The following is a 24,373-nucleotide window of genomic DNA, read 5'->3' on the forward strand; positions in this document are numbered from 1 at the left end:
CGGATCGGCCGACGCCGAGCGACCGAGTGCGGTGCGACGCGTCGGCGCACTAGCCGAGTTCGTCGCTGCGGGCGTCGTCGGCCGCGGCCGCGAGGTCGCGCGCGCTCACGCCGCCCTTGGACGCGAGCAGTGACTGCAGCGACTCGAGCCGTTCGCGGCCGACGTCGCCGAGCTCGCCGGCCTCGATGCGGTCGACGATCTCCCAGTCGTGGGCCTCGGCCAGCGGGATGCCGTCGACCGGCTCGCCCTCGGCCGGGATCGCGTGCGCCGCGAACGACTTGAGGATGTTCTCGGGGTCGACGTGCCCGAGACCGAACGACCGCACGCCGGGGGTGTCGACGATCCAGCCGCCGGTCGGCACCTTGAACGACACGGTCGACGACGAGGTGTGCCGTCCGCGACCGGTGACCGCGTTGACCACGCCCACCTCGCGACGCGACCCGGTCAGGGCGTTGACGAGGGTCGACTTGCCGACGCCCGAGTGGCCGACCGTGACGGTCACGTGGCCGTCGAGGACGCCGCGCAGCTCGTCGAGCGCGGGGGAGACCTGCCCGCCGGGTGCGACCTCGTCGAACGAGGTCGAGGTCGTCGTGACGATGCGCAGGTCGAAGCACGAGAAGTGCGCCGCGAACGGTGCCGGGTCGGCGAGGTCGGTCTTGGTGATGCAGAGGATCGGTTCGACCCCGGCGTCGAACGCCGCCACCATGTAGCGGTCGACCAGGCGGGGCCGGGGCTCGGGGTCGGCGGCGGCGACGACGATCAGCATCTGGTCGGCGTTGGCGACGATGACGCGCTCGACCGCGTCGCTGTCGTCGGCGCTGCGCCGCAGCAGGGTCGAGCGGTCGTGCACCTTGACGATGCGGGCGAGCGACCCCTCGGAGCCGCTCGTGTCCCCGACGACGCCGACGCGGTCACCGGTCACGACGCTCTTCTTGCCGAGCTCGCGGGCCCGTGCCGTCGTGATCTCGCGTTCGTCGGGGGTGCCGGCGTCCATCAGCACGCCGTAGCGGCCACGGTCGACCGTCCAGACGACGCCCTCCTCGGCGTTCGCGTAGGCCGGGCGCTGCTTGGTGCGCGGCTTGTTGCCCTTGGGGTTCGGGCGCACCCGCACCGAGCTCTCGTCGTACTGGGCGTAGTCGCCCTCGTCCTCGGCGTCGTCGCCGTCGCTCCACCAGCTCATCGTGCCTCGCTCATCGTCGACCGTGCCCCGCTCGTCCTGCGCCGTGCCCCGCTCATCGTCGTCGGCCCGGCGCCTAGAGGAAGCCGAGCAGGTCGATGTCGGCGGGGCTCTGGCGGACGGACCGGCCGAGCATCTCGTCCCACAACTCGACGAACTGCGGCAGCGTCTTGCCGACGACCCGGACGTCGTCGAGCTCGACCCCCTCGACCGCGAGGCCGATGATCGCCGCCGCCGTCGCCATGCGGTGGTCCTCGTAGGTGCGCCACTGGCCCGCGTGCAGCGGGGACGGCTCGATGCGCAGGCCGTCCTCGAGTTCGGTCACCGCGCCTCCGAGGGCGTTGATCTCGGCGGCGAGGGCCGCGAGGCGGTCGGTCTCGTGGCCGCGCAGGTGGCCGATGCCGGTGATCGTGCTCGGGCCCGACGCCAGGGCGGCGAGGGCGACCAGCGCCGGGGCGAGCTCGCCACCGCGGGACAGGTCGACGTCCACGCCGGGCAGCGAGCCGCCGCCGACGAGGCCCACGCCGCCGTCGACGGTGAGGGTGTCGCCGTCGAGCGTGACGGACGCACCCCAGAGCGGCAGCAGGTCGATCAGGTCGGCCCCGACCTGGGTCGTGTCGGCGGGCCAGTGCGGGATGGACACGGTGCCGCCCGCGACCAGGGCGGCCACGAGGAACGGCGCCGCGTTCGACAGGTCGGGTTCGATGACGACCTCGCGCCCTGCGATCGGCGTCGGCGACACGATCCAGGTGCCGACGGCGGGCGAGGCGACCTCGACCCCGCGCTGGGCGAGCGCGTCGATCGTCATCTCGATGTGCGGCAGGCTCGGCAGGCGTTCGCCGGTGTGGGTCAGGGTGAGGCCGCGCTCGAAGCGCGGGGCTGACAGCAGCAGCCCCGAGACGAACTGGCTCGAGGCCGACGCGTCGATCTCGACGTCGCCGCCCTCGACCTCGCCGGTGCCGTAGAGGCTGAAGGGCAGCGCGCCCCGGCCGTCGTCGTTCACCTCGACGCCGAGGGCGCGCAGGGCGTCGATCGTCGTGCGCATGGGGCGCTTGCGGGCTCCGGCGTCGCCGTCGAAGGTGACCGGTCCGAGGGCGAGGGCGGCGACCGGGGGCAGGAAGCGCATGACCGTGCCGGCCAGGCCGCAGTCGATCGTCGCGCCGCCCTGCAGCTCGCCGGGCGTGACGACCAGGTCGGGGCCGAAGGGGGAGTCGTTCGGGAACTCGGCGACCGTCGTGCCCAGGGCCTTGAGCGCCTCGATCATGAGCGCCGTGTCTCGGGAGTGCAGCGGCAGCCGCAGCGTCGACGGCGACGAGGCGAGCGCCGACAGCACGAGTTCGCGGTTCGTCAGGGACTTCGACCCGGGCAGGGACGAGGAGGCGCGCAACGGCCCGGAGGCGGTGGGCGCGACCCAGCGCCCCTCGTCGACCTCGGGAACCTTCCCGTCGCCGTAGGGAGAGAACTCGGGCCCGGAATACCTGTACACCTGCATCGGTTCACCACAGTAATGCAGCAAGAACCTGGAGGACCTGTGCCTGTCGCACTCGCACCGAGGGAAATCACCGTCGCCGAACTAGAATCGGCCCTGATGAGCACCCCCGAGGGCCACGAGCCCACACCGACCGCCGCCGTCGAACCGACCGAGGCCGACGTCGACGCCGCCCTCGAGGCGGTCGACGCCGACGCCGAGAAGCGCGCCCTGTTCGAAGAACAAGCGCTGCCGTTCATGGACCAGCTCTACGCCGCGGGCATGCGCATGACGCGCAACCCGGCCGACGCGAGCGACCTCGTGCAAGAGACGTTCGTCAAGGCCTACGCGGCGTTCGCGCAGTTCCAGCAGGGCACGAACCTGAAGGCCTGGCTCTACCGCATCCAGACCAACACGTTCATCAACACGTACCGCAAGAAGCAGCGCGACCCGTACCAGGGCACGATCGACGAGTTGGAAGACTGGCAGATGGGCGGCGCCGAGTCGGCGACCCGCGCCTCCGGCTCCACCCGCTCGGCCGAGGCCGAGGCGATCGACCACCTCCCCGACAGCGCCGTGAAGGACGCCCTGCAGAAGGTCCCCGAAGACTTCCGCATGGCCGTGTACTTCGCGGACGTCGAGGGCTTCTCGTACCAAGAGATCGCCGACATCATGAAGACCCCCGTGGGCACCGTGATGAGCCGCCTGCACCGCGGCCGTCGCCTGCTCCGTGAACTCCTCGCCGACTACGCACGCGATCGTGGCATCGCCGTTCCCGTCGGCTCGTCGAAGGGCGGAAAGAAATGACCGACTGTGGTTGCACCAAGGCCAAGGCCGAGCTCGAAGATTACCTGCACAACGAGTTGTGCCGCGAGGACGCGGCCGACATCCGCGAGCACATGGCGAACTGCGGCGACTGCTCGGGCGAGCACAAGGTCGGCGTCGTGCTGACCGAGGCCGTCCAGCGGGCCTGCCGCGAGACTGCACCCGAAGACCTGCGTGCCACGGTGCTCGCGCGCCTGCGCGAGCTGCAGTCCGCCCACCGCTAGTCGTCGCGCTCCGTGCCCGGCCGGTCGTCACATGACGAACGGCTGCGCTAGCGTCGTGGCATGACCGCAACGGTGCAGCCCCTCGGCATCCCGACCGCCAGCGACCTCGACGACCTCGTGTCGTTGATCGGCCTGCTCGGTTACACGCTCGACGCGGACGTCCTGTCCGCACGCCTGACCCGGCTCACGGCCGACGCGGGGCACGAGACGTGGGTCGTCCGCGGCGACGACGGGCGCATCACGGCCGTGGCCGGCGGTCACGTCGTGTGGGCGTACAACGACGACGCGCCGACGGCCGAGCTCCTGCTGCTCGTCGTGTCGGCCGAGGCCCGCCGCGACGGCGTCGGTTCGTACCTGCTGGGGCACTTCGAGTCCTGGGCCCGCGGGCACCAGGCGCGCGTTCTCAACGCCGTCTCGGCAGCCGCGACCGACTCGGCCAACCGGTTCTACCGCAAGCGCGGCTACCACGAGGCCGGCGTCCGCTACTCGAAGCTCGTCTGACCGCGGCGGTCCCGTCTCCTCCTGACGCTGGCCGCCCTCCCGGTGCTGGCCGCGCCGTCCCGGTGACGGCCCAGCCCTGAGGCGCGATCCCTCGCCGCGGTGCCGACTCCCTCCGCGGCCAGCGGTGTCGCGGGTGACGCGTCGTGCCTCGTGCGTCGTGCGCCGGTAACTCCTGGCCGGTGTCGTCGTGACGCGGCTGGACTGGGACTGCGCTCGCAGGAGTCCTGAATTGCCGACAGGCGGCACGGGTCCGCTCCCGGGGTCGACCATCGATGCCGATGCCGATGCCGATGCCGATGCCGGTGCCGGTGCCGGTGCCGGTGCCGGTGCTGGTGCTGGTGCCGGTGCGGTTGCCGTTCGTCGCGGGCGTGTGTGTGGGCAATTCCGGAGAACGGTTGCACATCGGGGTGTCTGCGCCCGCTGCGGCAGCAGGAGTCCTGAGTTGCCGACAGCGGGACGCGGACTCGAACCCGGGTGGACCGGGGCCGGTGCAAGCGCCGTCCGTCGGCCCGTCCCGCGGCCCCGAATCGATCCGCGTCGGCACGTCAGGCCTCTTGCCGTCGTTCAGCCCGGGGCCGTCCCCGGCGGGCACGGTTCTCCTGAGTTGCCGACGCGCGAGACGACCGTGGCCGCGCCTCCTGAAGGAGGCGCGGCCACGGTCGGTCGGATAGCCGCCTACAGGTCGAGTGCCTCGGCGATCAGGGTCGCCTGCTGCGCAGCGCTCGCCTTGTTCGAGCCGGCGGCCGGCGAAGCCGACGCGGGACGCGACGCCACGCGGATCTGTCGATCGAGGTGCTTCTGCAGCTCGAGCACGACGAACGGCCAGGCCCCCTGGTTCTCGGGCTCTTCTTGCGCCCAGACGAGTTCGGCGGACGGGTAGCGGTCGAGCACGCGGCGGATCTCGTCGAGGGGCAGCGGGTAGAGCTGCTCGAGGCGGACGAGCGCGACGTCGTTCTGGACGCCTCGCTTGTCGAGCTCGGTCGAGAGGTCGTAGTGGATCTTGCCGCTGTGCAGCACGACGCGCTTGGTCGACTCGGGCTCGGAGACCCGCGTGCAGTCGAGCACCGGCTCGAAGCGACCCGAGGTGAAGGCGTCGACCCCGCTGGTCGCCCCGCGCAGCCGCAGCATGGCCTTCGGGGTGAAGACCACGAGCGGACGACGCGGGCGGGCGTAGGCCTGACGACGCAACAGGTGGAAGTACGACGCGGGTGTCGACGGCCGCGCGATCGTCATGTTGTCCTCGGCGCAGAGCTGCAGGAAGCGTTCCATGCGGGCGGACGAGTGGTCGGGGCCCTGGCCCTCGTAACCGTGCGGCAGCAGCAGGACGACGCTCGAGCGCTGACCCCACTTCTGCTCGGCCGACGAGATGAACTCGTCGATGACCGTCTGGGCGCCGTTGCTGAAGTCGCCGAACTGCGCCTCCCACAGCACGAGCGCGTCGGCCCGCTCGACCGAGTAGCCGTATTCGAACGCCATGGCCGCGTACTCGCTGAGCAGCGAGTCGTAGATCCAGAGCTTCGCCTGGTTGTCGGCGACGTTCTGCAGCGGCAGCCACTCCTGGCCGTTCTCGCGGTCGTGCAGCACCGAGTGCCGCTGCACGAAGGTGCCGCGTCGGCTGTCCTGGCCCGCGAGGCGCACGGGGGTGCCCTCGGTGAGCAGCGAGCCGAAGGCCAGCAGCTCGGCGAAGGCCCAGTCGATGCCGCCGTTGCGGCTCATGTCGACGCGCTTCTTGAGCAGCTGCTGCAGCTTGGGGTGGACGGAGAACCCGGCAGGCGGGTTGTCGTGGGCGTCACCAATGTCGTGGACGAGCTCGAGCGACACCCCGGTGGTCTCGGGTTCGCCCCGGGCGTCGTCCTGCTGGGCCACGGGACGCTCGAGGTCGGCGACGTCGCCGTCGTCGTTCGTCACGACGGGGATCGACCCGGTCTGCGCGGCGTGCGTCTCGGCGAAGGCGCGCTCGAGGCGCTCCTGGAAGTCCCGGTGCGCCCCGTCGTACTCGTCCTGCGTGATGTCGCCCCGGCCGACGAGGGCCTCGGTGTAGAGGGTGCGCACCGAGCGCTTCTGCTCGATGAGGTTGTACATCAGCGGCTGGGTCATCGAGGGGTCGTCGCCCTCGTTGTGACCGCGTCGGCGGTAGCACACGAGGTCGATGACGATGTCGCGCTTGAACTGCTGACGGTACGAGAACGCGAGCTCGGCGACGCGGGCCACGGCCTCGGGGTCGTCGCCGTTCACGTGGAAGATCGGAGCCTGGATCGTCTTGGCGACGTCGGTCGAGTACACCGACGTGCGCGACTCGGACGGCGGGGTGGTGAAGCCCACCTGGTTGTTGATGACGATGTGGATGGTGCCGCCGACGCGGTAACCGCGCAGCTGCGACATCTGCAGCGTCTCGACCACGACGCCCTGCCCGGCCATGGCCGCGTCACCGTGGATCAGTATCGGCAACGTGCTGAAGGCCCCGGGCGTGCCGCGGTCCTGCTTGGCGCGCACGATGCCCTCAAGCACGCCGTCGCCGGCCTCGAGGTGCGACGGGTTCGCCGCCAGGTACACGGGGATGGTCTCGCCGACGGCACTCGTGAACTCGCCCTCGGTGCCGAGGTGGTACTTGACGTCGCCCGAGCCCTGGACCGTCTTCGGGTCTTGCGTGCCCTCGAACTCGCGGAAGATCTGACCGTAGGTCTTGCCGGCGATGTTCGTCAGCACGTTGAGGCGGCCGCGGTGGGCCATGCCGATGGCGACCTCGTCGAGGCCTTCGCGGGCGGCGTGCTGCATGACCGTGTCGAGCAGCGAGATGGTGGACTCGCCGCCCTCGAGGCTGAAGCGCTTCTGGCCGACGTACTTCGTCTGCAGGAAGGTCTCGAAGGCCTCGGCCTCGTTGAGCTTCGCGAGGATGCGCATCTGCTCGTCGTGCGAGGGCTTCGTGTAGGGCACCTCGAGGTGGTCCTGGATCCACCTGCGCTGCGCAGGATCCTGGATGTGCATGTACTCGACGCCGATGGTGCGGCAGTACGAGTCGCGCAGGATGCCGAGGATGTCGCGCAACAGGGCGTGGGTACGGCCGCCCAGGCCACCGGTGACGAACTCGCGGTCGAGGTCCCAGAAGGTGAGCCCGTGGCTCTCGATCGCGAGGTCGGGGTGCGTGCGCTGGCGGTACTCGAGCGGGTCGATGTCGGCCATCAGGTGGCCGCGCACGCGGTAGCTGTTGATCAGCTCTTGGACGCGGGCCGTCTTGCTGACGCGCTCGGCCAGGTTGACGTTGATGTCGGCGTTCCAGTGGATCGGCTCGTAGGGGATGCGCAGCGCCGCGAAGATGTCCTCGTAGAAGCCGCGCTGACCGATCAGCAGCTCGTGCACCTTCTTGAGGAACTCGCCCGAGCCCGCGCCCTGGATGACCCGGTGGTCGTAGGTGCTGGTGAGCGTGATGGTCTTGCCGATGCCCAGCTCGACGAGCGTCTTCGAGGCCGACCCCTGGAACTCGGCCGGGTAGTCGAGTGCACCGGCACCGATGATGGCGCCCGCGCCCTTCATCAGGCGGGGCACGCTGTGGACGGTGCCGATGCCGCCGGGATTGGTCAGCGAGATCGTGTTGCCCTGGAAGTCCGCCGCGGCGAGCTTGTTGTCGCGGGCGCGCTTGACGATGTCCTCGTAGGCGGTCAGGAACTCGCCGAAGTGCATCTCTTCGGCCTTCTTGATGCCGGGAACGAGCAGGGCCCGGGTGCCGTCGGGCTTCGGGATGTCGATCGCGAGGCCGAGGTTGACGTGCGCGGGGGTGACGACCGACGGCTTGCCGTCGACCTCGTCGTAGAAGACGTTCTGGCTGGGGAACTCTTTCAGGGCCTGGACCAGGGCCCAACCGATCAGGTGGGTGAACGACACCTTGCCGCCGCGGGCGCGCTTGAGGTGGTTGTTGATGACGATGCGGTTGTCGATCATCAGCTTCGCCGGGATCGTGCGGACGCTCGTCGCGGTGGGCACGGTGAGGCTGGCGTCCATGTTCGTGGCGAGCGACTTGGCCATGCCCCGCAGCGGCGAGACCACGTTCTCGGCCTCGGGCGTGGGCTGCTCGCCGGCCGAGGCGGGCTTCGCCTTGGCCTTGTCGGGCACCTGGGCCGGGATCGGCTTCGCCGCCGGCTCGATCGAGGTGGTGCGCGCGGCGGCCTTCTGGCCGGCGGTCGCAGCGGCGGCGGGTGCGGTCGCCTCAGCGGCCGGAGCGGCAGCGGACGACGCAGGAGGCGCGGGTGCGGTCTCGACGGACGGTGCGGAGGGCGACGTGGGGGCTGATCCGCCCTCGGGCGGCGTGTAGGCCTCGAGGATCGGCCACCACGACTCGTCGACCGAGTTCTTGTCGACCACCCACTGCTCGTAGAGCTCGTCGACGAGCCACTCGTTGGCCCCGAACTCGGCTGCAGCGCCGTCGTCAGTTGTACCGGTCACGTGGCTTGACACAGCCGATCGCCCACTCTCCGTTGATTGTTGATCAGTGCGTGGGCTGCGACGCCCACCTCCTCCACCTTAAGCGCAAACGGCCGGTCCTCGGCGGGACGACTCACAGGGATTACCGTGGACCCATGCGGTTCTACGAGACGACCCCCACGCACGATCTGACCTACTCCGACGTGTTCCTCGTCCCGAGCCGGTCGTCGATCACCAGCAGGCTCGACGTGTCCCTCTCCCCGGGCGACGGCACCGGTGCCACGATCCCGATCGTGTCGGCCAACATGAACTCGGTCACGGGCCCACGCCTGGCGGCGGCGCTGGCGCGTCGGGGCGGCCTCGGCGTCCTGCCGCAGGACATGCACCTCCAAGACCTCGACGCCGCGATCCGTTGGGTCAAGGACCAGCCCGTCGACTACGACACGCCGTACTCGCTCGACGCGGGGCAGACCGTCGAGCAGGCGCTCTCCGTCGTCCCGGCCGTCGAGGGCCACGGCATCGTCCTGCACGACGGCACGGGGGCGTACCTCGGCTGCATCGCCACCTCGCGCCTGGCGACGGCTCCGCGGGACGCGGTGCTCGGCGACCTGCTGCACGGCGCCCTGACCTCGCTCGACGCGGACGACGTCGACAGCCCCCGCGACGCCTTCGACCGCATGGTCGCGGCCGACATCCACTTCGCGCCCGTGCTGCGGCACGGTCGGGTCGTCGGCACGGTGAGCCGCAAGAGCGCGCTGCGTTCGACGATCTACCAGCCCGCGGTCGACGCCGACGGTCGGCTGCGCGTCGCCGCGGCGGTCGGCATCAACGGCGACGTCGCCGGCAAGGCGAGGGCGCTCGCCGCCGCGGGCGTCGACGTGCTCGTGATCGACACGGCCCACGGCGACCAGGACGGCATGATCCGGGCCGTCCAGGCGGTGTCGGCCCTCGGCCTGGGCCTGCCGATCGTCGCCGGCAACGTGGTCACCGAGGAGGCCGTTCGCCACCTCGTCGCGGCCGGCGCCTCGATCGTCAAGGTCGGCGTCGGGCCGGGCGCCATGTGCACCACCCGCATGATGACCGCCGTCGGCCGTCCCCAGTTCTCGGCCGTGCTCGAGACGGCCGCCACCGCCCGTTCCCTCGGCGCGCACGTCTGGGCCGACGGCGGGGTGCGCTACCCCCGCGACGTCGCGCTCGCCCTCGCGGCGGGTGCGTCGTCGGTGATGATCGGCTCGTGGTTCGCCGGCACCATCGAAGCGCCGGGCGAGCTGGCGAGCGACGAGCGCGGCCTCTACAAAGAGAGCTGGGGCATGGCCTCGACCAAGGCCGTGCGCGGTCGCTTCGAGCGCCTCGACCCCTACGAACTGGCCCGCAAGACGCTCTTCGCCGAGGGCATCTCGTCGTCGAAGATCTACCTCGACCCGCTGCGTCCCGGAGTGGAGGACCTCCTCGACATGATCACCTCGGGCGTCCGCAGCTCGTTCACCTACGCGGGGGCTCGGTCGGTCCCCGAGTTCGCCGAGCGAGCGCTCGTCGGCGTCCAGTCGGCGGCCGGCTACGAAGAGGGCAAGGCGCTCCCCGTCAGCTGGTGAGACGGGGCCGAGGTCGCGCGACGGAAAGCGTGCACGTGCCGTAAGATCTCCCGTCTATGGATGACCCTCCGTCTCAGACGACCGCACCCACGCACCATCGCACGCCGCGCCTCCTGACCTCGGGCGCCATGCCCTCCGAGCGGGGTGACGGAACCCGGTGAACGAGTGGATACTGCTCGCCTTCGGCCTGCTGCTCACCGTGGGCACCGGACTCTTCGTTGCCAGCGAGTTCTCGTTGGTGAACCTCGACCGGTCCGACCTCGAGGCCCGTCAGTCCCGAGGTGAGAAGGGGCTCGCCCCGACCATCGGGGCGCTGCGCATCACGTCGACGCACCTGTCGAGCGCCCAGCTCGGCATCACGCTCACGACCCTCCTGACCGGCTACACGATGGAGCCCGCGATCTCGCGCCTCCTGTCGCCGCCGCTCACCGCGGTCGGCGTGCCCGAGGGGGTCGTCGCGGTCGGTGCCCCGATCGTCTCGATCGTCGTCGCGACCCTGCTGTCGATGATCATCGGCGAGCTCGTGCCCAAGAACTTCGCCCTGGCCCTGCCGCTGAAGACGGCGAAGCTGGTCATCCCGTTCCAGGTCTTGTTCACCACGGTGTTCAAGCCCGCGGTCGCCCTGCTCAACAACACGGCCAACGCCGTGCTGCGCGCCATGGGCATCGAACCGAAAGAAGAGCTGTCGGGTGCCCGGACGGCTGAAGAGCTGTCGTCGCTGGTGCGACGCTCGGCCACGGAGGGCAGCCTCGACCGCGACACGGCGACCCTGCTCGCCCGGACGCTCGTGTTCAGCGACCACACCGCGTCCGACGTCATGACCCCGCGGCCCCGGCTCTCGACCGTCGCGCGCGGCGACTCCGCCGAGACGGTCCTCGAACTGGCGCGACGCACCGGCTACTCACGGTTCCCGGTGACCGACGACGGCATCGACGACGTCGTGGGCCTGGTCCACGTCAAGCAGGCCGTCTCGGTGCCGCGCGAGAAGCGGGTCGACGTGCCCGTGTCCGCCTTGCTGACCGATGCCGTCCGCGTCCCCGAGACGATGACCCTCGACAACCTGCTGGGCGAGGTGCGGGGTCGCGGCTACCAGATGGCCGTCGTCGTCGACGAGTACGGCGGGACCGCCGGCGTCGTCACCCTCGAGGACCTCATCGAGGAGCTGGTCGGCGAGGTCAGCGACGAACACGACCGCAGCCGGGTCGACGTCGTCCGGTCGCGCAACTGGCTGACCTTCCCCGGTCTGCTGCGTCCCGACGAGCTGCTCGAGCGCGCCTCGGTCAAGGTGCCGGAGGACGGCCCCTACGAGACCGTCGGCGGCTGGCTGATGAGCGAGCTGGGCCGCCTGCCCAAGGTCGGCGACGTCGTCGAGACCGACGACGGCGCGTTCCGCGTCGAACGGCTCGACGGGCGGCGCATCGATCGCATCCGCTTCACGCCCACGCCCGACGACGTGGTCGAGGCCACGGCGACCGAGCCGGGCCGCCGCGACGGGCGTGACGAGCGCGACCGGTCGGGCCGACGCGACCCGAAGGTGCTGCCCGAGAAGGTGCGCACGGGCGTCGAGGACGACCGTCGCGCGGTCCGCACGAAAGAGGTGACCCGATGAGCAGCGACTGGTGGGGCATCGTCTGGCTCGTCGTGTTGTTGGCCGGCAACGCGTTCTTCGTGGCCGCCGAGTTCGCCGTCATCTCGGCTCGTCGTTCGCAGATCGAGCCCAAGGCCGAGGCCGGCAGTCGCGCGGCGAAGACCACGCTGTGGGCCATGGAACACGCGACGATGATGCTCGCGACGACGCAGCTCGGCATCACCATCTGCTCTCTGCTGATCCTCAACGTGTCCGAGCCCTCGATCCACCACCTGCTCGAGGGGCCACTCGCCTGGACCGGGCTCAGCCCCGAGCTGGTCAGCGTCGTCGGCTTCGTCATCACGCTCGTGCTCGTGTCGTTCCTGCACGTCGTGTTCGGCGAGATGGTGCCGAAGAACATCTCGTTCTCCCTCCCGGACCGTGCCGCCCTCCTGCTGGCCCCGCCGCTCGTGGCGATCGCGCGCGTCCTGCACGTGGTCGTGCTGGCCCTCAACCACTCGGCCAACGCCGTGCTGCGGGCCTTCAAGGTCGAGCCGAAGGACGAGGCGACCAGCGCCTACACGGTCGACGAGGTCGCGACGATCGTCGCCCAGTCGCAGCGCGAGGGCATGATCACCGACGCGACCGGCACGGTGCGCGCGGCGTTCGAGTTCACCGAGAAGACCGTCGCGCAGACGGCCGTCCCGATGGCCGAGCTCGTCACCCTGCCCGAGGACGCCACGCCGCACGACGTCGAGCGGGCGGTCGCCCAACGCGGCTTCTCGCGGTACGTGCTGGTCGACGACGGCGGCGACCCCACGGGGTACCTGCACCTCAAGGACGTCATCGACCTCGACGAGGACGAGTTCGCCGACCCGGTGCCGCCGAAGCGCATCCGTCAGCTGATCTCGATCTTCCAGGGGACCGAGCTCGAGGACGCCCTGGCGACCATGCGCCGCAGCGGCGTCCACGTCGCCCGCTCGTTCGACGAGACCGGTGCCACGCGCGGCGTGCTGTTCCTCGAGGACATCCTCGAAGAGCTGATCGGCGAGGTCCAGGACGCGACCCGGCGTCGCTGAGCGAGCCCGCGCAGACGACGCGACCCGCGCCTCCTGACCCCGAGGGGTGAGGAGGCGCGGGTCGCGTCGTCCGGGACCGTCACGGCCCCCGGGCGGTCAGCCGTGTTCGGCCGGCCGCGCCCGGTTCAGTGCGCGCGGAAGGGCGCCCGCTGGTACTGCGGCGGCGTGTAGTCGAGCTCGATCCCGAGCTCGGCCGCGGCGCGGAGCGGGAAGTGCGGGTCGCGCAGGAACTCGCGCGCCATCAGCACGACGTCGGCCTGGCCACTGGCCACGACCTCGTTCGCCTGCTCGGCACCGACGATGAGGCCGACGGCCCCGGTCTCGACGCGGCCCTGCGTCCGGACGTGCTCGGCGAAGCGCACCTGGTAGCCGAGGCCCACGGGGATGCTCACGCCGGCGACGAGGCCGCCGGTCGAGATGTCGAACAGGTCGGCGCCGGCATCGTGCGCCCAGGCCGCGACGGTGGCGGTGTCGTCCTCGTCCCAGCCGCCGTCGGCCCAGTCGGTGGCCGAGAAACGGACGAGCAACGGGTACTCGTCGCCGACCTCGGCCCGGACGGCCGCGACGACCTCGAGCAGGAAGCGCGCACGGTTCTCGAGCGACCCGCCGTACTGGTCGTCGCGCGAGTTGCTCAGCGGCGAGAGGAACTGGTGCAGCAGGTAGCCGTGGGCGGCGTGCAGTTCGATCAGTTCGAAGCCGGCGTCGATCGAGCGGCGCGCGGCGACGCTGAACGCCTCGACGAGGTCGCTCACCGCCTCGGTGGTCAACGCGACGGGCTCGTCGTAGCCCTCGAAGGCGACGGCCGACGGGGCGACCGTGGTCCATCCGCCCTGCTCGGCGGGGACGGTGCCCTGCGTCTCGCTCCACGGGCGGAAGGTCGAGGCCTTGCGGCCGGCGTGCGCGAGCTGGACGCCGGGCACGGAACCCTGCGAGCGGATGAAGGCCGTGATCGGGCGGAACGCCTCGACCTGGGCGTCGTTCCAGAGACCGAGGTCCTGCGGCGAGATGCGACCCTCGGGCGTGACCGACGTGGCCTCGGCGATGACCGCACCCGCGCCTCCCCGGGCGAGCGAGCCCAGGTGGACGAGATGCCAGTCGATGGGGACGCCGTCCTCGAGCTCGGCCGAGTACTGGCACATCGGCGCGACCCAGAGGCGGTTGCGGAAGGCTTGGCCGCGCAGGGTGATGGGGTCGAAGAGACCGACGGGGGAGTCGGAGGGNCCGCGAAGCCCGCGACCCCCGCCGCCAAGGCCCCCTCGGCCGGTGCCGCTGCGCAGCCCGCGAGCTCGGCGCCCAAGCCCGGCGGCCCCCGTCCGGCAGCCCCCAAGCCTCCCGTCGCCGAGCCGACGCCCGCCCCCGTGGCGGCTGCCGAGCCCGACGTCGACGCGGCACCCGCACCCGTCGCCCCGCTGACGGTCGCCGAGCGCCAGGCCCAGGCCGAGGCACAGCGTGCCGCAGCAGCCGCCGCAGCCAAGGACGACGCGGCAGCTCCGGCCGACGACGCCGCCAAGCCCGGCGCCGCGGGTCCCAAGCCCGGCGGCCCGCGCCCCGGTGCCCCTCGTCCCGGCAACAACCCCTTCGCCAGCAACCAGGGCATGGGGCGCCCCAGTGCTCCTCGTCCCGGCGGCTCCGGTGCGGCCAGCAGCATGCCCCGTCCCGGCGGCGCCGCGGGCCCGCGCCCGCAGGCTCCCCGTCCCGGTGCTCCTCGTCCGGGCGCTCCGCGTCCCGGCGTCGGTGCCGGCCCCCGTCCCAACGGCTTCGGTCAGCGTCCCGCCGGTGGCGGCGCGGGTCGTCCCGGTGGTGCCGGCGGTGGCTTCCAGCGTCCCGGCGCCGGTGCCCCCGGCGCGGCCGGTGGCTTCCGTCCCGGCTTCAGCGGGCCCCGTCCCTCCGGTGGTGGCGGTCGAGGCCGCGGCCCCGGTGGCGGAACCGCCGGTGCGTTCGGTCGTGGTGGCGGCAAGAGCAAGGCACGCAAGTCGAAGCGGACGAAGAGGGCCGAGTTCGAGATGCGGTCGGCCCCGTCGCTGGGTGGCGTCAGCGTCCCCCGCGGCGACGGCAACACGATCGTCCGTCTGCGTCGTGGTGCGTCCATCAGCGACTTCGCCGACAAGATCGACGCGAGCCCCGGCAACCTGGTGACCGTCCTGTTCCACCTCGGTGAGATGGCGACGGCGACCGAGTCGCTCGACGAGGCCACCTTCCAGGTCCTCGGCGAAGAGCTGGGCTACAACATCCAGGTCGTCTCGCCCGAGGACGAAGACAAAGAGCTCCTCGAGGGCTTCGACATCGACCTCGAGCAAGAGCTCGAGGACGAGGACGAGTCCGTCCTGCAGATCCGCCCCCCGGTCGTCACGGTCATGGGCCACGTCGACCACGGAAAGACGCGTCTGCTCGACGCGATCCGCAACGCCAACGTGGTCGCCGGCGAGGCCGGTGGCATCACGCAGCACATCGGCGCCTACCAGGTGTGGGCTCCGCACGAGGGCGTCGAGCGCGCCATCACCTTCATCGACACCCCCGGTCACGAGGCGTTCACCGCCATGCGTGCCCGTGGTGCCCAGGTGACCGACATCGCGATCCTCGTGGTCGCGGCGGACGACGGCATCATGCCGCAGACCGTCGAGGCGTTGAACCACGCCCAGGCGGCCGGCGTGCCGATCGTCGTCGCGGTCAACAAGATCGACAAAGAGGGCGCGAACCCGGCGAAGGTGCGTCAGCAGCTCACCGAATACGGCCTCGTCGCCGAGGAGTACGGCGGAGACGTCATGTTCGTCGACGTGTCGGCCCGTGACAACAAGAACATCGACGCCCTCCTCGAGGCCGTCCTGCTCACGGCCGACGCCGGTCTCGACCTGCGCGCCAACCCCGACAAGGACGCCCGCGGCGTCGCCATCGAGGCCCGTCTCGACAAGGGTCGCGGTGCCGTCGCGACGGTCCTGATCCAGTCGGGCACGCTGCGCGTCGGTGACGCCATCGTCGCCGGTACGGCCTACGGCCGCGTCCGCGCCATGGTCGACGAGAACGGCGACTCGGTCGACGAGGCCTACCCGAGCCGGCCCGTGCTGGTCCAGGGTCTGTCGAGCGTTCCCCGGGCCGGTGACACCTTCCTCGTCACCGAGGAGGACCGCACCGCCCGTCAGATCGCCGAGAAGCGCGAAGCCGTCGAGCGCAACGCCTCGCTGGCCAAGGCCCGCAAGCGCATCTCGCTCGAGGACTTCACCCGTGCTCTCGAAGAGGGCAAGGTCGAAGCCCTCAACATCATCATCAAGGGTGACGTGTCCGGTGCCGTCGAGGCGCTGGAAGAATCGTTGCTCAAGATCGAGGTGGACGACAGCGTGCAGCTGCGCATCATCCACCGCGGTGTGGGTGCCGTCACCGAGAGCGACGTCAACCTCGCCACGGTCGACAACGCGGTCATCATCGGGTTCAACGTCCGTCCCGACACGAAGGCTCGTGAGCGCGCTGCTCGCGAGGGCGTCGACGTCCGGTTCTACTCGGTCATCTACGCGGCCCTCGAGGACATCGAGAACTCGCTCAAGGGCATGCTCAAGCCCGAGTTCGAGGAGAAGCAGTCCGGTGTCGCCGAGATCCGCGAGATCTTCCGCTCGTCGAAGGTCGGCAACATCGCCGGTGTCATCGTGCGCTCGGGAACGATCACCCGCAACGCTCGTGCCCGCGTGATCCGCGAGGGCGTCGTCGTCGGCGACAACCTGGCGATCGACTCGCTGCGTCGCTTCAAGGACGACGTCACCGAGGTGCGGACGGACTTCGAGGCCGGCATCGGTCTCGGCAAGTTCAACGACATCCAGATCGGCGACGAGATCGAGACCATCGAGATGGTCGAGAAGCCCCGGGGCTGACCCGGCGTCGTCGCAGTACACGAGGCCCCGCTCCGACTACGGTCGGGGCGGGGCCTCACCCCTCTCGCCACGGCGGCGAGCAGCACGAACAGGAGTGAACAATGGTTGACGCGCAACGCGCCCGCAAGATGGCCGACCGCATCCACGAGATCATCGCGCGGCGTCTCGAACGCGGCATCAAGGACCCTCGACTCGGGTTCGTGACGATCACCGACGTCAAGGTGACGGGAGACCTGCAGCACGCCTCGGTCTTCTACACGGTCTACGGCACCGACGAGGAACGGCGCGACACGGGTGCCGCCCTCAAGTCGGCGACCGGCATGTTGCGCAGCGAGGTGGGCAAGAACATCACCGCGCGGCTCACCCCGAGCCTCGAGTTCATCCTCGACGCACTCCCCGAGAACGCGGCCTCGATCGACCGTCTGCTGCAAGAAGCTCGCCAGCGCGACCACGAGAGCCAGACCATGGCCTCGTCGGCCGAGTACGCCGGCGACGCCGACCCGTACGTCAAGCCCCGCGACCTCGACGCGGACGACGACCTCGACGCGGACGACGAACTCGACGACGACCTGGCGATGGACGACGAGCTCGAGGCACCCGCCGCAGGCGAGTCGACCGAGCCCGACGGCTCGACCCGCTAGCCAGAGCACCCGTCAGGACGCCCCCGCCTCAGTCGGGCAGGCGATAGCCCTCGTCGGGCGACCCCGTGGCCAGACCGTCACGGAGCAGCCCGGCGAGGGCTCTCGCGCATTGCACGTCGTCCGGCCAGACGGTCGCGATCTCGGCCGCCGTGACGGGGACGTCGCTGGCCCGCAGCTCGGCCAGGATCAATCCGCGCACCTGGCGGTCCGATCCCTCGAAGCGGGCCTGGGTCCGGAGGCGCGGCCCGGTGTGTGCAGGACGACCCGCCAGCACCCACGCGCATCGGTCGACCAGCGGGCAGACGTCGCACTTCGGTGACCGCGCCGTGCAGACCAGGGCACCCAACTCCATGACGCCCGCGTTCGTGACCCGCGCCTCCTCGAGGTCGTCGGGCAGCTGCGACTCCATCAGGGGGAGGTCGCGCGAGGCCTTCGGCGCCCACGGTTCGGCGAGTCCCTCGACCGCACGGGCCAGGACCCGGCGGACGTTCGTGTCGACGACGGGGTGCCGGTGGCCGTAGGCGAAGACCGCGACGGCCCGTGCGGTGTAGTCGCCGATGCCGGGCAGTGCCAGGAGCGAGGGGACGTCCTCCGGCACGACCCCGTGGTGTCGCTCGGTGATGGCCACGGCGGCGGCGTGGAGGGCCAGGGCCCGACGCGGGTAGCCGAGGCGTTCCCAGGCGCGCACGGCCTCGGAGGCCGGTGACGCCGCCAGGTCGCGTGGTGTGGGCCAGCGGTCGAGCCACTGCTCGAGTCGTGGCACGACGCGGGCCACGGGGGTCTGCTGGAGCATGATCTCGCTGACCAGCGTGCCCCAGGCCGTGAAGCCGGGACGCCGCCACGGGAGGTCGCGACCGTTCTCGCGGAACCAGGCGGCCACGGCGGGGGAGATGCTCACCGTACGAGCCTACGGCTCGTCGAGGGCGTGCCCGGCGAGGTCCCGGCCGTCGGGCGTACGGTGGCCTCATGACCACCCGATGGGCCCCTGCCAAGAAGGACACGCTGCGCGAACTCGCCACCGAGATCGTGCACAACTACGGGCGCGGACGCGTGCTCGTCGCGATCGACAGCGATGGAGGCGCGGGTGCGGCTGGTCTCGCCGACGACCTCCTCGAGGCCTTCCGCGAGCAGGGCCACGCGGCGTTCCGTGCCTCGCTCGCCGGCTTCGAGAAACGGCCCGCAGGGGCATCTCGTGACTCCGCTCCGGTCCTCGACGAGAGCCTCTTCCGACGGGTGCTCGTCGAGCCGTTCCGGATGGGCGGCAGCACGGGCTGGGTCGACCGGGCCTGGGACGCCGACGCCGACCGTGCGGTCGAGTCCGCCTGGGTCACGGGCCCCGCCGACGCGGTGCTGCTCGTCGACGGCACCGACCTCGCCCGCCCCGGCCTCGCGGGGCTGTGGCACTACCGGGTGTGGGTCACGGCCGACGACTCGCGACTCGACGCCCGGGCCAGGGCCTCGGCCGTCGTCGACAACTCCGACCGCGAGCACCCCCGTCGACGTTTCGACGACGCGTGCTGAGCGCGTCCCCGGCTTGGTCGCGGTCCTGCTGCGCTAACGTCGTCGGGTGAACAGCGGTCTCCTCCTCGTCGACAAGCCGCAGGGCATCACCAGCCACGACGTGGTCTCCCGTGTGCGGAAGGCCGCGGGCACGCGCAAGGTCGGCCACGCCGGCACGCTCGACCCGCTGGCCACGGGGTTGCTGGTCTTGGGCCTGAACTCGTCGACGCGCCTCCTGACCTTCCTGGTCGGCCTCGACAAGGGCTACGACGCCACCATCCGCCTCGGCGTCTCCACCACCAGCGACGACAGCGACGGCGAGGTCGTCTCGACGACCGCGGCCGGAGACGTCACCGACGACGCCGTCGACGCCGGCATCGCGCGACTGACCGGGCCGATCAGCCAGGTGCCCACCACGGTCAGCGCGATCAAGGTCGACGGCCGTCGCGCCTACGACCTCGCCCGTGCCGGGGTCGAGGTCGAGTTGAAGGCCCGCGACGTGACGATCTCCGAGTTCACCGTGCTCGAGCGGCGCGACACCGTCGTCGACGGTGTGCCCGTGCGCGACCTCGACGTGCGGGTCTCGTGTTCGTCCGGCACCTACGTCCGGGCCCTCGCCCGCGACCTCGGAGCCGACCTCGGCGTCGGGGGACACCTGACCGCACTGCGTCGGACGCGGGTCGGGCCGTTCGACGTGACCCGCGCCTCCGTCCTCGAGGGCATCGACGTCGCCCCGGCGCTGCTCCCTCCCGTCGACGTCGCCCGCACCCTCTTCCCCGAGTGGTCGATGACCGCTGCCGAGGCCGTCGACCTCGGGCACGGCAAGCGCGTGGCCGTCGATCTGGCCGACACCCCGGGGCCCGTCGCCGCGGTCACCCCGACGGGCGCCCTCGCCGGCCTGGTCTCGGTGCGGGGCGGGGCCGCGAAGCCCATCGTGAACTTCCCGACCGACGAGGTGCAGGCATGATCGAGTGGTTCACCTGGGTGCAGGTCGTGGTGGCCGTCATGGCCGGCATCGTCTGCGTGGTCGCCTGCTTCGCCAAGCGTCAGCCCGACGACATCACCGTCGGCACGGGTGCCGTCGTGCTGCTGCTCCTGCTGGTGCAGCTGGTCGTCGCGATCGTCGCTCCCTTCGTCGGCAACGCACCGACGGGCAACCTCGTGGAGTTCTACATCTACCTGGTCTCGGCCATCCTCCTGCCGCCCCTCGCGACGGTCTGGGCGCTCGTCGACCGGACGCGCTGGAGCAACCTCGTGCTGGCGACCTCGTCGTTCGCGATCGCGGTGATGGTCTACCGGATGTTCCAGATCTGGACCGTCCAGGGCCTCTGACCCACCCGGTCGGCGGTGGAGGCGTCGGAGTCCTATCCTTGACGAGATGGTCACTCAGAAGTCAACGCGCGCGGTCGGCCTCGGCCGGGTCCTCATCGCCGTGTACGCCCTCCTCGCCCTCGCCGCCACCGGTCGGTCGGTCTTCCAGATCGCGACCCAGTTCTCCGAGGCTCCGCTGGCCTACACCCTGAGCGCGTTGTCGGCCGTCGTCTACATCGTCGCCACCGTGGCGCTCATCGGCCGTGGCCAGGGGTGGTACGCCGTCGCCTGGGCGACCATCAGCTTCGAGCTCGCCGGCGTCCTGATCATCGGTCTCGTGACCGTGCTCGACCCCGAACTCTTCCCGCACGACACCGTGTGGTCGTTCTTCGGTCGCGGGTACGGCTTCGTGCCGCTCGTCCTGCCCGTGCTCGGCATCCTGTGGCTGCGCCGGCAGGGCCGCGTGGCCCGGGCCGTCGACGCCTCGGGGGTCGACGGGGCGGGTGCCGACGGCGTGGGGGCCGGTGGGGTCCCTCGCGACCCGGGCACGACGAGGTAGCGCGCGTGCAGTTCTACGACCTGGTCGGCGACGTGCCGCCCGACTTCGGGCCGAGCGCCGTCACCATCGGCAAGTTCGACGGGGTCCACGTCGGGCACCGCGCCGTGATCGACATGCTCGAGGGGGTGGCGCGCGACGAGGGTCTCGTGTCCACCGTGGTCACGTTCGACCGGCACCCGTTGGCGGTCCTGCGACCCGACGACGTGCCGACGGCTCTCGTCAGCAACCGTCAGAAGCGCGAGCTGCTCGACGAGGCCGGGGTCGCCGCGACCCTCATGCTCACCTTCGACGCCGAGCTGCGGGCGCTGACGCCCGACGAGTTCGTTGACCGCATCCTCGTCGGGGCCCTGCACGCCCGCGTCGTGTTCGTGGGTGACGACTTCCGGTTCGGCGTGCGCGGCAGCGGCACGGTCGACACCCTGCGCGGCCTCGGTGCCTCGCGCGGGTTCCGGGTCGTGTCGATCGACGACGTGAGACCGAGTGGCGGCCGCCGAGCGTCGTCCACCTGGATCCGCGAGCTGATGGACGCGGGTGACGTCCGTGAGGCCGGCGTCCTGCTCGGCCGCGAGCCGTCGGTGCGCGGCATCGTCGTCCACGGAGAACAGCGGGGCCGCGAGCTGGGCTTCCCGACGGCCAACCTGGCCCGCGACAGCGAGGGGTTCGTCCCGGCCGACGGCGTCTACGCCGCCCGGGTCTCGGTCGGCGACACGCTCTACCCGGCGGCCGTGTCGGTCGGCAACAACCCGACGTTCGAGGGGGTGCCGGCCAAGCAGGTCGAGGCGCACCTGCTCGACGTCTCGCTCGACCTCTACGGGCTCGAGGTCACCGTCCACTTCGTCGACTGGGTGCGCGGCAACGTGCGCTTCGAGGGGCTCGACGCCCTGATCGCGCACATCAGGGCCGACGTCGTCCGCACGCGCGAGATCCTGGGGCTGCCGACCGCCTGAGGCGTCTCGCGTCGAGCGCCGTGAGTCGATCGTCCGGAGCACGTCGACGGCGGGACGCCGAGCCGTGCGAGGGCGCGGCCCGACGGCCCCGAGGAGGCGCGGGTCACGTCGTCGACGTCACCCGCGCCTCCTCGGCTCGTCAGTACGACGTCGTGTCGTCGCCCGCGCCCGAGGCACGGCCCGTCTCGAGGCGGTGCGCCAGGTCGGCGAGGATCGTGCCGCTGGCGCTCGTGCCGAAGCGCGTGACGCCGAGGTCGAGCATCTCGAGCACGGTGTCGAGGCCGCGCACGCCGCCCGAGGCCTTGACCTGCACCGAGTCGGAGACCGCCTCGCGCATGAGGCGCAGGTGCGGGAGCGTCGCCCCGCCCCCCGCGAAGCCGGTGGACGTCTTGACGAAGGCGGCCCCGGCGCGCTCGGCGGCCGTCGAACCCGCGACGATCTGGTCGTCGTCCAGGTAGGCCGTCTCGAGGATGACCTTGACGAGCGTGTCGCCCGCCGCCTCGACCACGCCGCGCACGTCGGCCTCGACCTCGTCGGTCATGCCGCTGCGCAGCCAGCCGATGTTGACGACCATGTCGAGTTCGGCGGCGCCGTCGGCGATCGCCTGGCGCGACTCGGCGGCCTTGGCGGCCGTCGAGGTCGTGCCGTGGGGGAAGCCGATGACGGTGCCGACGAGCACGCCGGTGCCCTCGAGGCGCTCGACGGCGTGCGCGATGTCGGAGGGCCGGACGCAGACGCTGAAGACGTGGTTCGCGGCGGCGTCGTCGAGGGCCGCGTCGACCTCGGCGCGGGTGAGCTCGGGCTTGAGGATCGCGTGGTCGATCATGCCGGCGACGGCGGAGACGGTGGGGAGCTGCTGGGTAGTCATGATGGGGTCCAGCGTAGCTTGGGCCCATGTCAGCGAACACTCCCGACGCCGAGCCGTCGAGCGCCCCCGTCACGAGCGACACCGACCACGCCGTGGCCTCCCGCCGGGTGCTGGTGACCGGGGCGACCGGGTACATCGGCGGGCGGTTGACGCCGCGGCTCGTGGCCGCCGGGGCGGACGTGCGGGTGCTGGTGCGATCGCCCGAGAAGCTGCGCGACGTGCCCTGGTCCGGCGACGTCGAGGTCGTCCAGGGCGACCTGACCGACCCCGAGACGGTGCGTCCGGCCATGGAGGGCGTCGACGTCGTCTACTACCTCGCCCACGCGATGGGTGGCAAGGGCGACTTCGAGCGCGCGGAGGCCGATGCGGCGCACACCGTCGCCGATGCGGCGCGCGACGCGGGTGTCCGCCGGATCGTCTACCTCGGCGGACTGCACCCCGAGGGCGACCTGTCGAAGCACCTGCAGTCGCGCAAGGACGTCGGCGACGTCCTGCTGGCGAGCGGGGTCCCGACCGTCGCCCTGCAGGCCGGCGTCGTCATCGGGTCGGGCAGCGCCTCGTTCGAGATGGTGCGCCACCTGACGGACGTGCTGCCCTACATGCCGGCACCGAAGTGGGTCCGCAACTTCATCCAGCCGATCGCCGTCCGCGACGTGCTGCACTACCTGCTCGGGGCGGCCGACGTGCCCGACGACGTCAACCGCACCTTCGACATCGGCGGTCCCGACGTGCTCCGGTACGGGCAGATGATGAACGGGTACGCCCTCGAGGCCGGCCTCAAGCAGCGGCCGATCGCGTCCCTCCCCGTCTTCACCCCGTGGCTCGCCTCGCAGTGGGTCAACCTCGTCACCCCCGTGCCCCGCGCCCTCGCCGTGCCGATCATCGCGTCGCTGCAGTACGACTGCGTCGTGCGCGAGCACGACATCGACGCCGTCGTGCCCCCGCCCGCCGAGGGGCTGCTGCCCTACCGTCGCGCCGTCCGCCTCGCCCTCCAGCGTGAACAGGACGGCGACGTCGAGACCAGCTGGCAGGACTCGTCGGTCGCCGGCGCGCCGAGCGACCTGTTGCCGAGCGACCCCGACTGGTCCGGGCACATCGTCTACACCGACGACCGGCAGACCGACACCTCCGCTCCGGCCGCCGAGCTCTGGAAGGTGCTCGAGAGCATCGGCGGAGAGAACGGGTGGTACTCGTTCCCGCTGGCGTGGTCGGCCCGCGGCTGGATGGACCGACTGGTCGGGGGAGTGGGCCTCCGTCGCGGCCGCCGCAGTGCGACCACCCTGCGCGTCGGTGACGCCCTCGACTGGTGGCGGGTCGAGAAGCTCGATCGCGGCCACCTGCTGCGGCTCCGGGCCGAGATGAAGGTCCCCGGAGGCGCGTGGCTGGAACTTACGGTCGAGCCGCGTCCCGACGGCGGCTCGCACTACCGCCAACGCGCGGTGTTCTTCCCGCAGGGACTCGGCGGGCGCCTCTACTGGTTCGCGATCCTGCCGTTCCACGGCGTGATCTTCTCGGGCATGCTGCGGCGCATCACGGCGACGGCCGAGCGGGAGGCGGCCGCCCGGGCGACCGAGCGGGTGGCCGGTGCCGCGGGCGGGGCCACGACCGACGCGACGGCCGTGGCGTGACCGACCCGCGCCTCCTCGTCCTGACGTCGTCGCCGGTGCCGCTGTACCCGGCGGGCGACGAGGCCATGTCGCCCGTGCCGTTGTGGCTCGGGGTGCTGTTCGGGGTGCTCGTCGTCGTGTCGTCGTTCGTGGTGCTGCTGCCGCGCGTCCGCCACGCGCTCGACCGCGTCTGGTCGAAGAGGCCGCGGCGCTTCCGACAGTGAGGTCGGGGCG

The 24,373-nt window shown here is 71.4% G+C and carries 20 protein-coding genes and 1 pseudogene; 15 read left to right on the forward strand and 6 right to left on the reverse strand.

Annotation, left to right across the window (positions count from 1 at the left end; genetic code table 11):
* Positions 1 to 49 precede the first annotated feature (49 nt).
* Positions 50 to 1,180: a ribosome small subunit-dependent GTPase A gene (gene rsgA / locus ARTHRO9V_RS07140; protein WP_123570299.1), complete on the reverse strand. Its 1,131-nt coding sequence runs from the start codon at positions 1,178 to 1,180 to the stop codon at positions 50 to 52.
* 73 nt (positions 1,181 to 1,253) lie between these two features.
* Positions 1,254 to 2,669 (reverse strand): 3-phosphoshikimate 1-carboxyvinyltransferase, encoded by a 1,416-nt coding sequence (gene aroA / locus ARTHRO9V_RS07145; protein ID WP_159826377.1) that lies wholly within the window; start codon positions 2,667 to 2,669, stop codon positions 1,254 to 1,256.
* Between the two features lie 96 nt (positions 2,670 to 2,765).
* On the opposite strand from aroA, the gene ARTHRO9V_RS07150 reads away from it, so the two are divergent.
* The 3 genes from ARTHRO9V_RS07150 to ARTHRO9V_RS07160 are packed head-to-tail and all read left to right on the forward strand — an operon-like array spanning position 2,766 to position 4,195.
* Positions 2,766 to 3,452, forward strand: a complete 687-nt coding sequence (locus tag ARTHRO9V_RS07150; protein WP_082460271.1) for a sigma-70 family RNA polymerase sigma factor — start codon at positions 2,766 to 2,768, stop codon at positions 3,450 to 3,452.
* Positions 3,449 to 3,694 (forward strand): zf-HC2 domain-containing protein, encoded by a 246-nt coding sequence (locus ARTHRO9V_RS07155; protein ID WP_043593711.1) that lies wholly within the window; start codon positions 3,449 to 3,451, stop codon positions 3,692 to 3,694. Before ARTHRO9V_RS07150 ends, ARTHRO9V_RS07155 begins: the two co-directional genes overlap by 4 nt.
* A 60-nt stretch (positions 3,695 to 3,754) precedes the next feature.
* Positions 3,755 to 4,195, forward strand: coding sequence for a GNAT family N-acetyltransferase (locus ARTHRO9V_RS07160; RefSeq protein ID WP_056046047.1), 441 nt, complete (start codon positions 3,755 to 3,757; stop codon positions 4,193 to 4,195).
* A 675-nt stretch (positions 4,196 to 4,870) separates the two neighbouring features.
* Here ARTHRO9V_RS07160 and ARTHRO9V_RS07165 read toward each other — a convergent pair.
* Positions 4,871 to 8,644, reverse strand: a complete 3,774-nt coding sequence (locus tag ARTHRO9V_RS07165; protein WP_159826379.1) for a multifunctional oxoglutarate decarboxylase/oxoglutarate dehydrogenase thiamine pyrophosphate-binding subunit/dihydrolipoyllysine-residue succinyltransferase subunit — start codon at positions 8,642 to 8,644, stop codon at positions 4,871 to 4,873.
* A 122-nt stretch (positions 8,645 to 8,766) separates the two neighbouring features.
* Between ARTHRO9V_RS07165 and ARTHRO9V_RS07170 the strand changes: the two genes are divergently transcribed.
* The 3 genes from ARTHRO9V_RS07170 to ARTHRO9V_RS07180 all read left to right on the forward strand — a co-directional run bounded on the left by ARTHRO9V_RS07170 (position 8,767) and on the right by ARTHRO9V_RS07180 (position 12,849).
* Positions 8,767 to 10,203 (forward strand): GuaB1 family IMP dehydrogenase-related protein, encoded by a 1,437-nt coding sequence (locus ARTHRO9V_RS07170; protein ID WP_159826381.1) that lies wholly within the window; start codon positions 8,767 to 8,769, stop codon positions 10,201 to 10,203.
* Positions 10,204 to 10,360: 157 nt separating this feature from the next.
* Entirely contained in the window at positions 10,361 to 11,812 is a 1,452-nt protein-coding gene (locus tag ARTHRO9V_RS07175) for a hemolysin family protein (protein ID WP_159826391.1), read from the forward strand.
* Positions 11,809 to 12,849 (forward strand): hemolysin family protein, encoded by a 1,041-nt coding sequence (locus ARTHRO9V_RS07180; protein ID WP_056046041.1) that lies wholly within the window; start codon positions 11,809 to 11,811, stop codon positions 12,847 to 12,849. The genes ARTHRO9V_RS07175 and ARTHRO9V_RS07180 overlap by 4 nt, the downstream gene beginning before the upstream one ends.
* 125 nt (positions 12,850 to 12,974) lie before the next feature.
* On the opposite strand, the gene ARTHRO9V_RS07185 is transcribed toward ARTHRO9V_RS07180, so the two are convergent.
* Positions 12,975 to 14,036 carry an NADH:flavin oxidoreductase/NADH oxidase gene (locus ARTHRO9V_RS07185; protein WP_159828525.1) on the reverse strand — a complete coding sequence of 354 codons (1,062 nt, stop codon included), beginning with the start codon at positions 14,034 to 14,036 and terminating at the stop codon, positions 12,975 to 12,977.
* 34 nt (positions 14,037 to 14,070) lie between these two features.
* On the opposite strand from ARTHRO9V_RS07185, the pseudogene infB reads away from it, so the two are divergent.
* Both infB and rbfA read left to right on the forward strand, forming a co-directional pair.
* Positions 14,071 to 16,706, forward strand: a pseudogene (gene infB / locus ARTHRO9V_RS07190) (translation initiation factor IF-2); the annotation flags it as partial.
* 101 nt (positions 16,707 to 16,807) lie between these two features.
* Positions 16,808 to 17,347, forward strand: a complete 540-nt coding sequence (rbfA, locus tag ARTHRO9V_RS07195; RefSeq protein ID WP_159826395.1) for a 30S ribosome-binding factor RbfA — start codon at positions 16,808 to 16,810, stop codon at positions 17,345 to 17,347.
* A 28-nt stretch (positions 17,348 to 17,375) separates the two neighbouring features.
* Here the strand turns inward: rbfA and ARTHRO9V_RS07200 are convergent, their stop codons facing one another.
* Positions 17,376 to 18,245, reverse strand: a complete 870-nt coding sequence (locus tag ARTHRO9V_RS07200; RefSeq protein ID WP_236556961.1) for an A/G-specific adenine glycosylase — start codon at positions 18,243 to 18,245, stop codon at positions 17,376 to 17,378.
* Between the two features lie 68 nt (positions 18,246 to 18,313).
* On the opposite strand from ARTHRO9V_RS07200, the gene ARTHRO9V_RS07205 reads away from it, so the two are divergent.
* The 5 genes from ARTHRO9V_RS07205 to ARTHRO9V_RS07225 are packed head-to-tail and all read left to right on the forward strand — an operon-like array spanning position 18,314 to position 21,664.
* Complete coding sequence (locus ARTHRO9V_RS07205; protein ID WP_159826397.1) at positions 18,314 to 18,868, forward strand: hypothetical protein; 555 nt, start codon at positions 18,314 to 18,316, stop codon at positions 18,866 to 18,868.
* A gap of 46 nt (positions 18,869 to 18,914) precedes the next feature.
* Positions 18,915 to 19,814, forward strand: coding sequence for a tRNA pseudouridine(55) synthase TruB (gene truB / locus ARTHRO9V_RS07210; protein ID WP_159826399.1), 900 nt, complete (start codon positions 18,915 to 18,917; stop codon positions 19,812 to 19,814).
* Complete coding sequence (locus ARTHRO9V_RS07215; RefSeq protein WP_159826401.1) at positions 19,811 to 20,179, forward strand: hypothetical protein; 369 nt, start codon at positions 19,811 to 19,813, stop codon at positions 20,177 to 20,179. The genes truB and ARTHRO9V_RS07215 overlap by 4 nt, the downstream gene beginning before the upstream one ends.
* 46 nt (positions 20,180 to 20,225) lie before the next feature.
* Positions 20,226 to 20,717: a hypothetical protein gene (locus ARTHRO9V_RS07220; protein ID WP_082460257.1), complete on the forward strand. Its 492-nt coding sequence runs from the start codon at positions 20,226 to 20,228 to the stop codon at positions 20,715 to 20,717.
* A gap of 5 nt (positions 20,718 to 20,722) precedes the next feature.
* Complete coding sequence (locus tag ARTHRO9V_RS07225; RefSeq protein WP_056045804.1) at positions 20,723 to 21,664, forward strand: bifunctional riboflavin kinase/FAD synthetase; 942 nt, start codon at positions 20,723 to 20,725, stop codon at positions 21,662 to 21,664.
* A 139-nt stretch (positions 21,665 to 21,803) separates the two neighbouring features.
* On the opposite strand, the gene deoC is transcribed toward ARTHRO9V_RS07225, so the two are convergent.
* The gene (deoC, locus tag ARTHRO9V_RS07230; RefSeq protein ID WP_123570215.1) at positions 21,804 to 22,532 is read right to left on the reverse strand and encodes a deoxyribose-phosphate aldolase; all 729 of its coding nucleotides are present in this window, start codon (positions 22,530 to 22,532) and stop codon (positions 21,804 to 21,806) included.
* Positions 22,533 to 22,558: 26 nt separating this feature from the next.
* Here deoC and ARTHRO9V_RS07235 point away from each other — a divergent pair, with 26 nt between their 5' ends.
* Both ARTHRO9V_RS07235 and ARTHRO9V_RS07240 read left to right on the forward strand, forming a co-directional pair.
* A complete protein-coding gene (locus tag ARTHRO9V_RS07235) occupies positions 22,559 to 24,160 on the forward strand; it encodes an SDR family oxidoreductase (RefSeq protein WP_159826403.1) in 1,602 nt (533 codons plus the stop codon).
* On the forward strand, positions 24,157 to 24,363 hold the full coding sequence (locus tag ARTHRO9V_RS07240; protein WP_159826405.1) for a hypothetical protein: 207 nt from the start codon (positions 24,157 to 24,159) through the stop codon (positions 24,361 to 24,363). Before ARTHRO9V_RS07235 ends, ARTHRO9V_RS07240 begins: the two co-directional genes overlap by 4 nt.
* Positions 24,364 to 24,373: the final 10 nt, after the last annotated feature.

Source organism: Frigoribacterium sp. 9N, assembly GCF_902506305.1.
Classification (GTDB): Bacteria; Actinomycetota; Actinomycetes; order Actinomycetales; family Microbacteriaceae; genus Frigoribacterium.

Coding starts and splice junctions, on each gene's coding strand:
- rsgA (WP_123570299.1), bottom strand. CDS start 1,180: ATGAGCTGGTGGAGCGACGGCGACGACGCCGAGGACGAGGGCGACTAC.
- aroA (WP_159826377.1), bottom strand. CDS start 2,669: ATGCAGGTGTACAGGTATTCCGGGCCCGAGTTCTCTCCCTACGGCGAC.
- ARTHRO9V_RS07150 (WP_082460271.1), top strand. CDS start 2,766: ATGAGCACCCCCGAGGGCCACGAGCCCACACCGACCGCCGCCGTCGAA.
- ARTHRO9V_RS07155 (WP_043593711.1), top strand. CDS start 3,449: ATGACCGACTGTGGTTGCACCAAGGCCAAGGCCGAGCTCGAAGATTAC.
- ARTHRO9V_RS07160 (WP_056046047.1), top strand. CDS start 3,755: ATGACCGCAACGGTGCAGCCCCTCGGCATCCCGACCGCCAGCGACCTC.
- ARTHRO9V_RS07170 (WP_159826381.1), top strand. CDS start 8,767: ATGCGGTTCTACGAGACGACCCCCACGCACGATCTGACCTACTCCGAC.
- ARTHRO9V_RS07180 (WP_056046041.1), top strand. CDS start 11,809: ATGAGCAGCGACTGGTGGGGCATCGTCTGGCTCGTCGTGTTGTTGGCC.
- rbfA (WP_159826395.1), top strand. CDS start 16,808: ATGGTTGACGCGCAACGCGCCCGCAAGATGGCCGACCGCATCCACGAG.
- ARTHRO9V_RS07205 (WP_159826397.1), top strand. CDS start 18,314: ATGACCACCCGATGGGCCCCTGCCAAGAAGGACACGCTGCGCGAACTC.
- ARTHRO9V_RS07215 (WP_159826401.1), top strand. CDS start 19,811: ATGATCGAGTGGTTCACCTGGGTGCAGGTCGTGGTGGCCGTCATGGCC.
- ARTHRO9V_RS07220 (WP_082460257.1), top strand. CDS start 20,226: ATGGTCACTCAGAAGTCAACGCGCGCGGTCGGCCTCGGCCGGGTCCTC.
- deoC (WP_123570215.1), bottom strand. CDS start 22,532: ATGACTACCCAGCAGCTCCCCACCGTCTCCGCCGTCGCCGGCATGATC.
- ARTHRO9V_RS07235 (WP_159826403.1), top strand. CDS start 22,559: ATGTCAGCGAACACTCCCGACGCCGAGCCGTCGAGCGCCCCCGTCACG.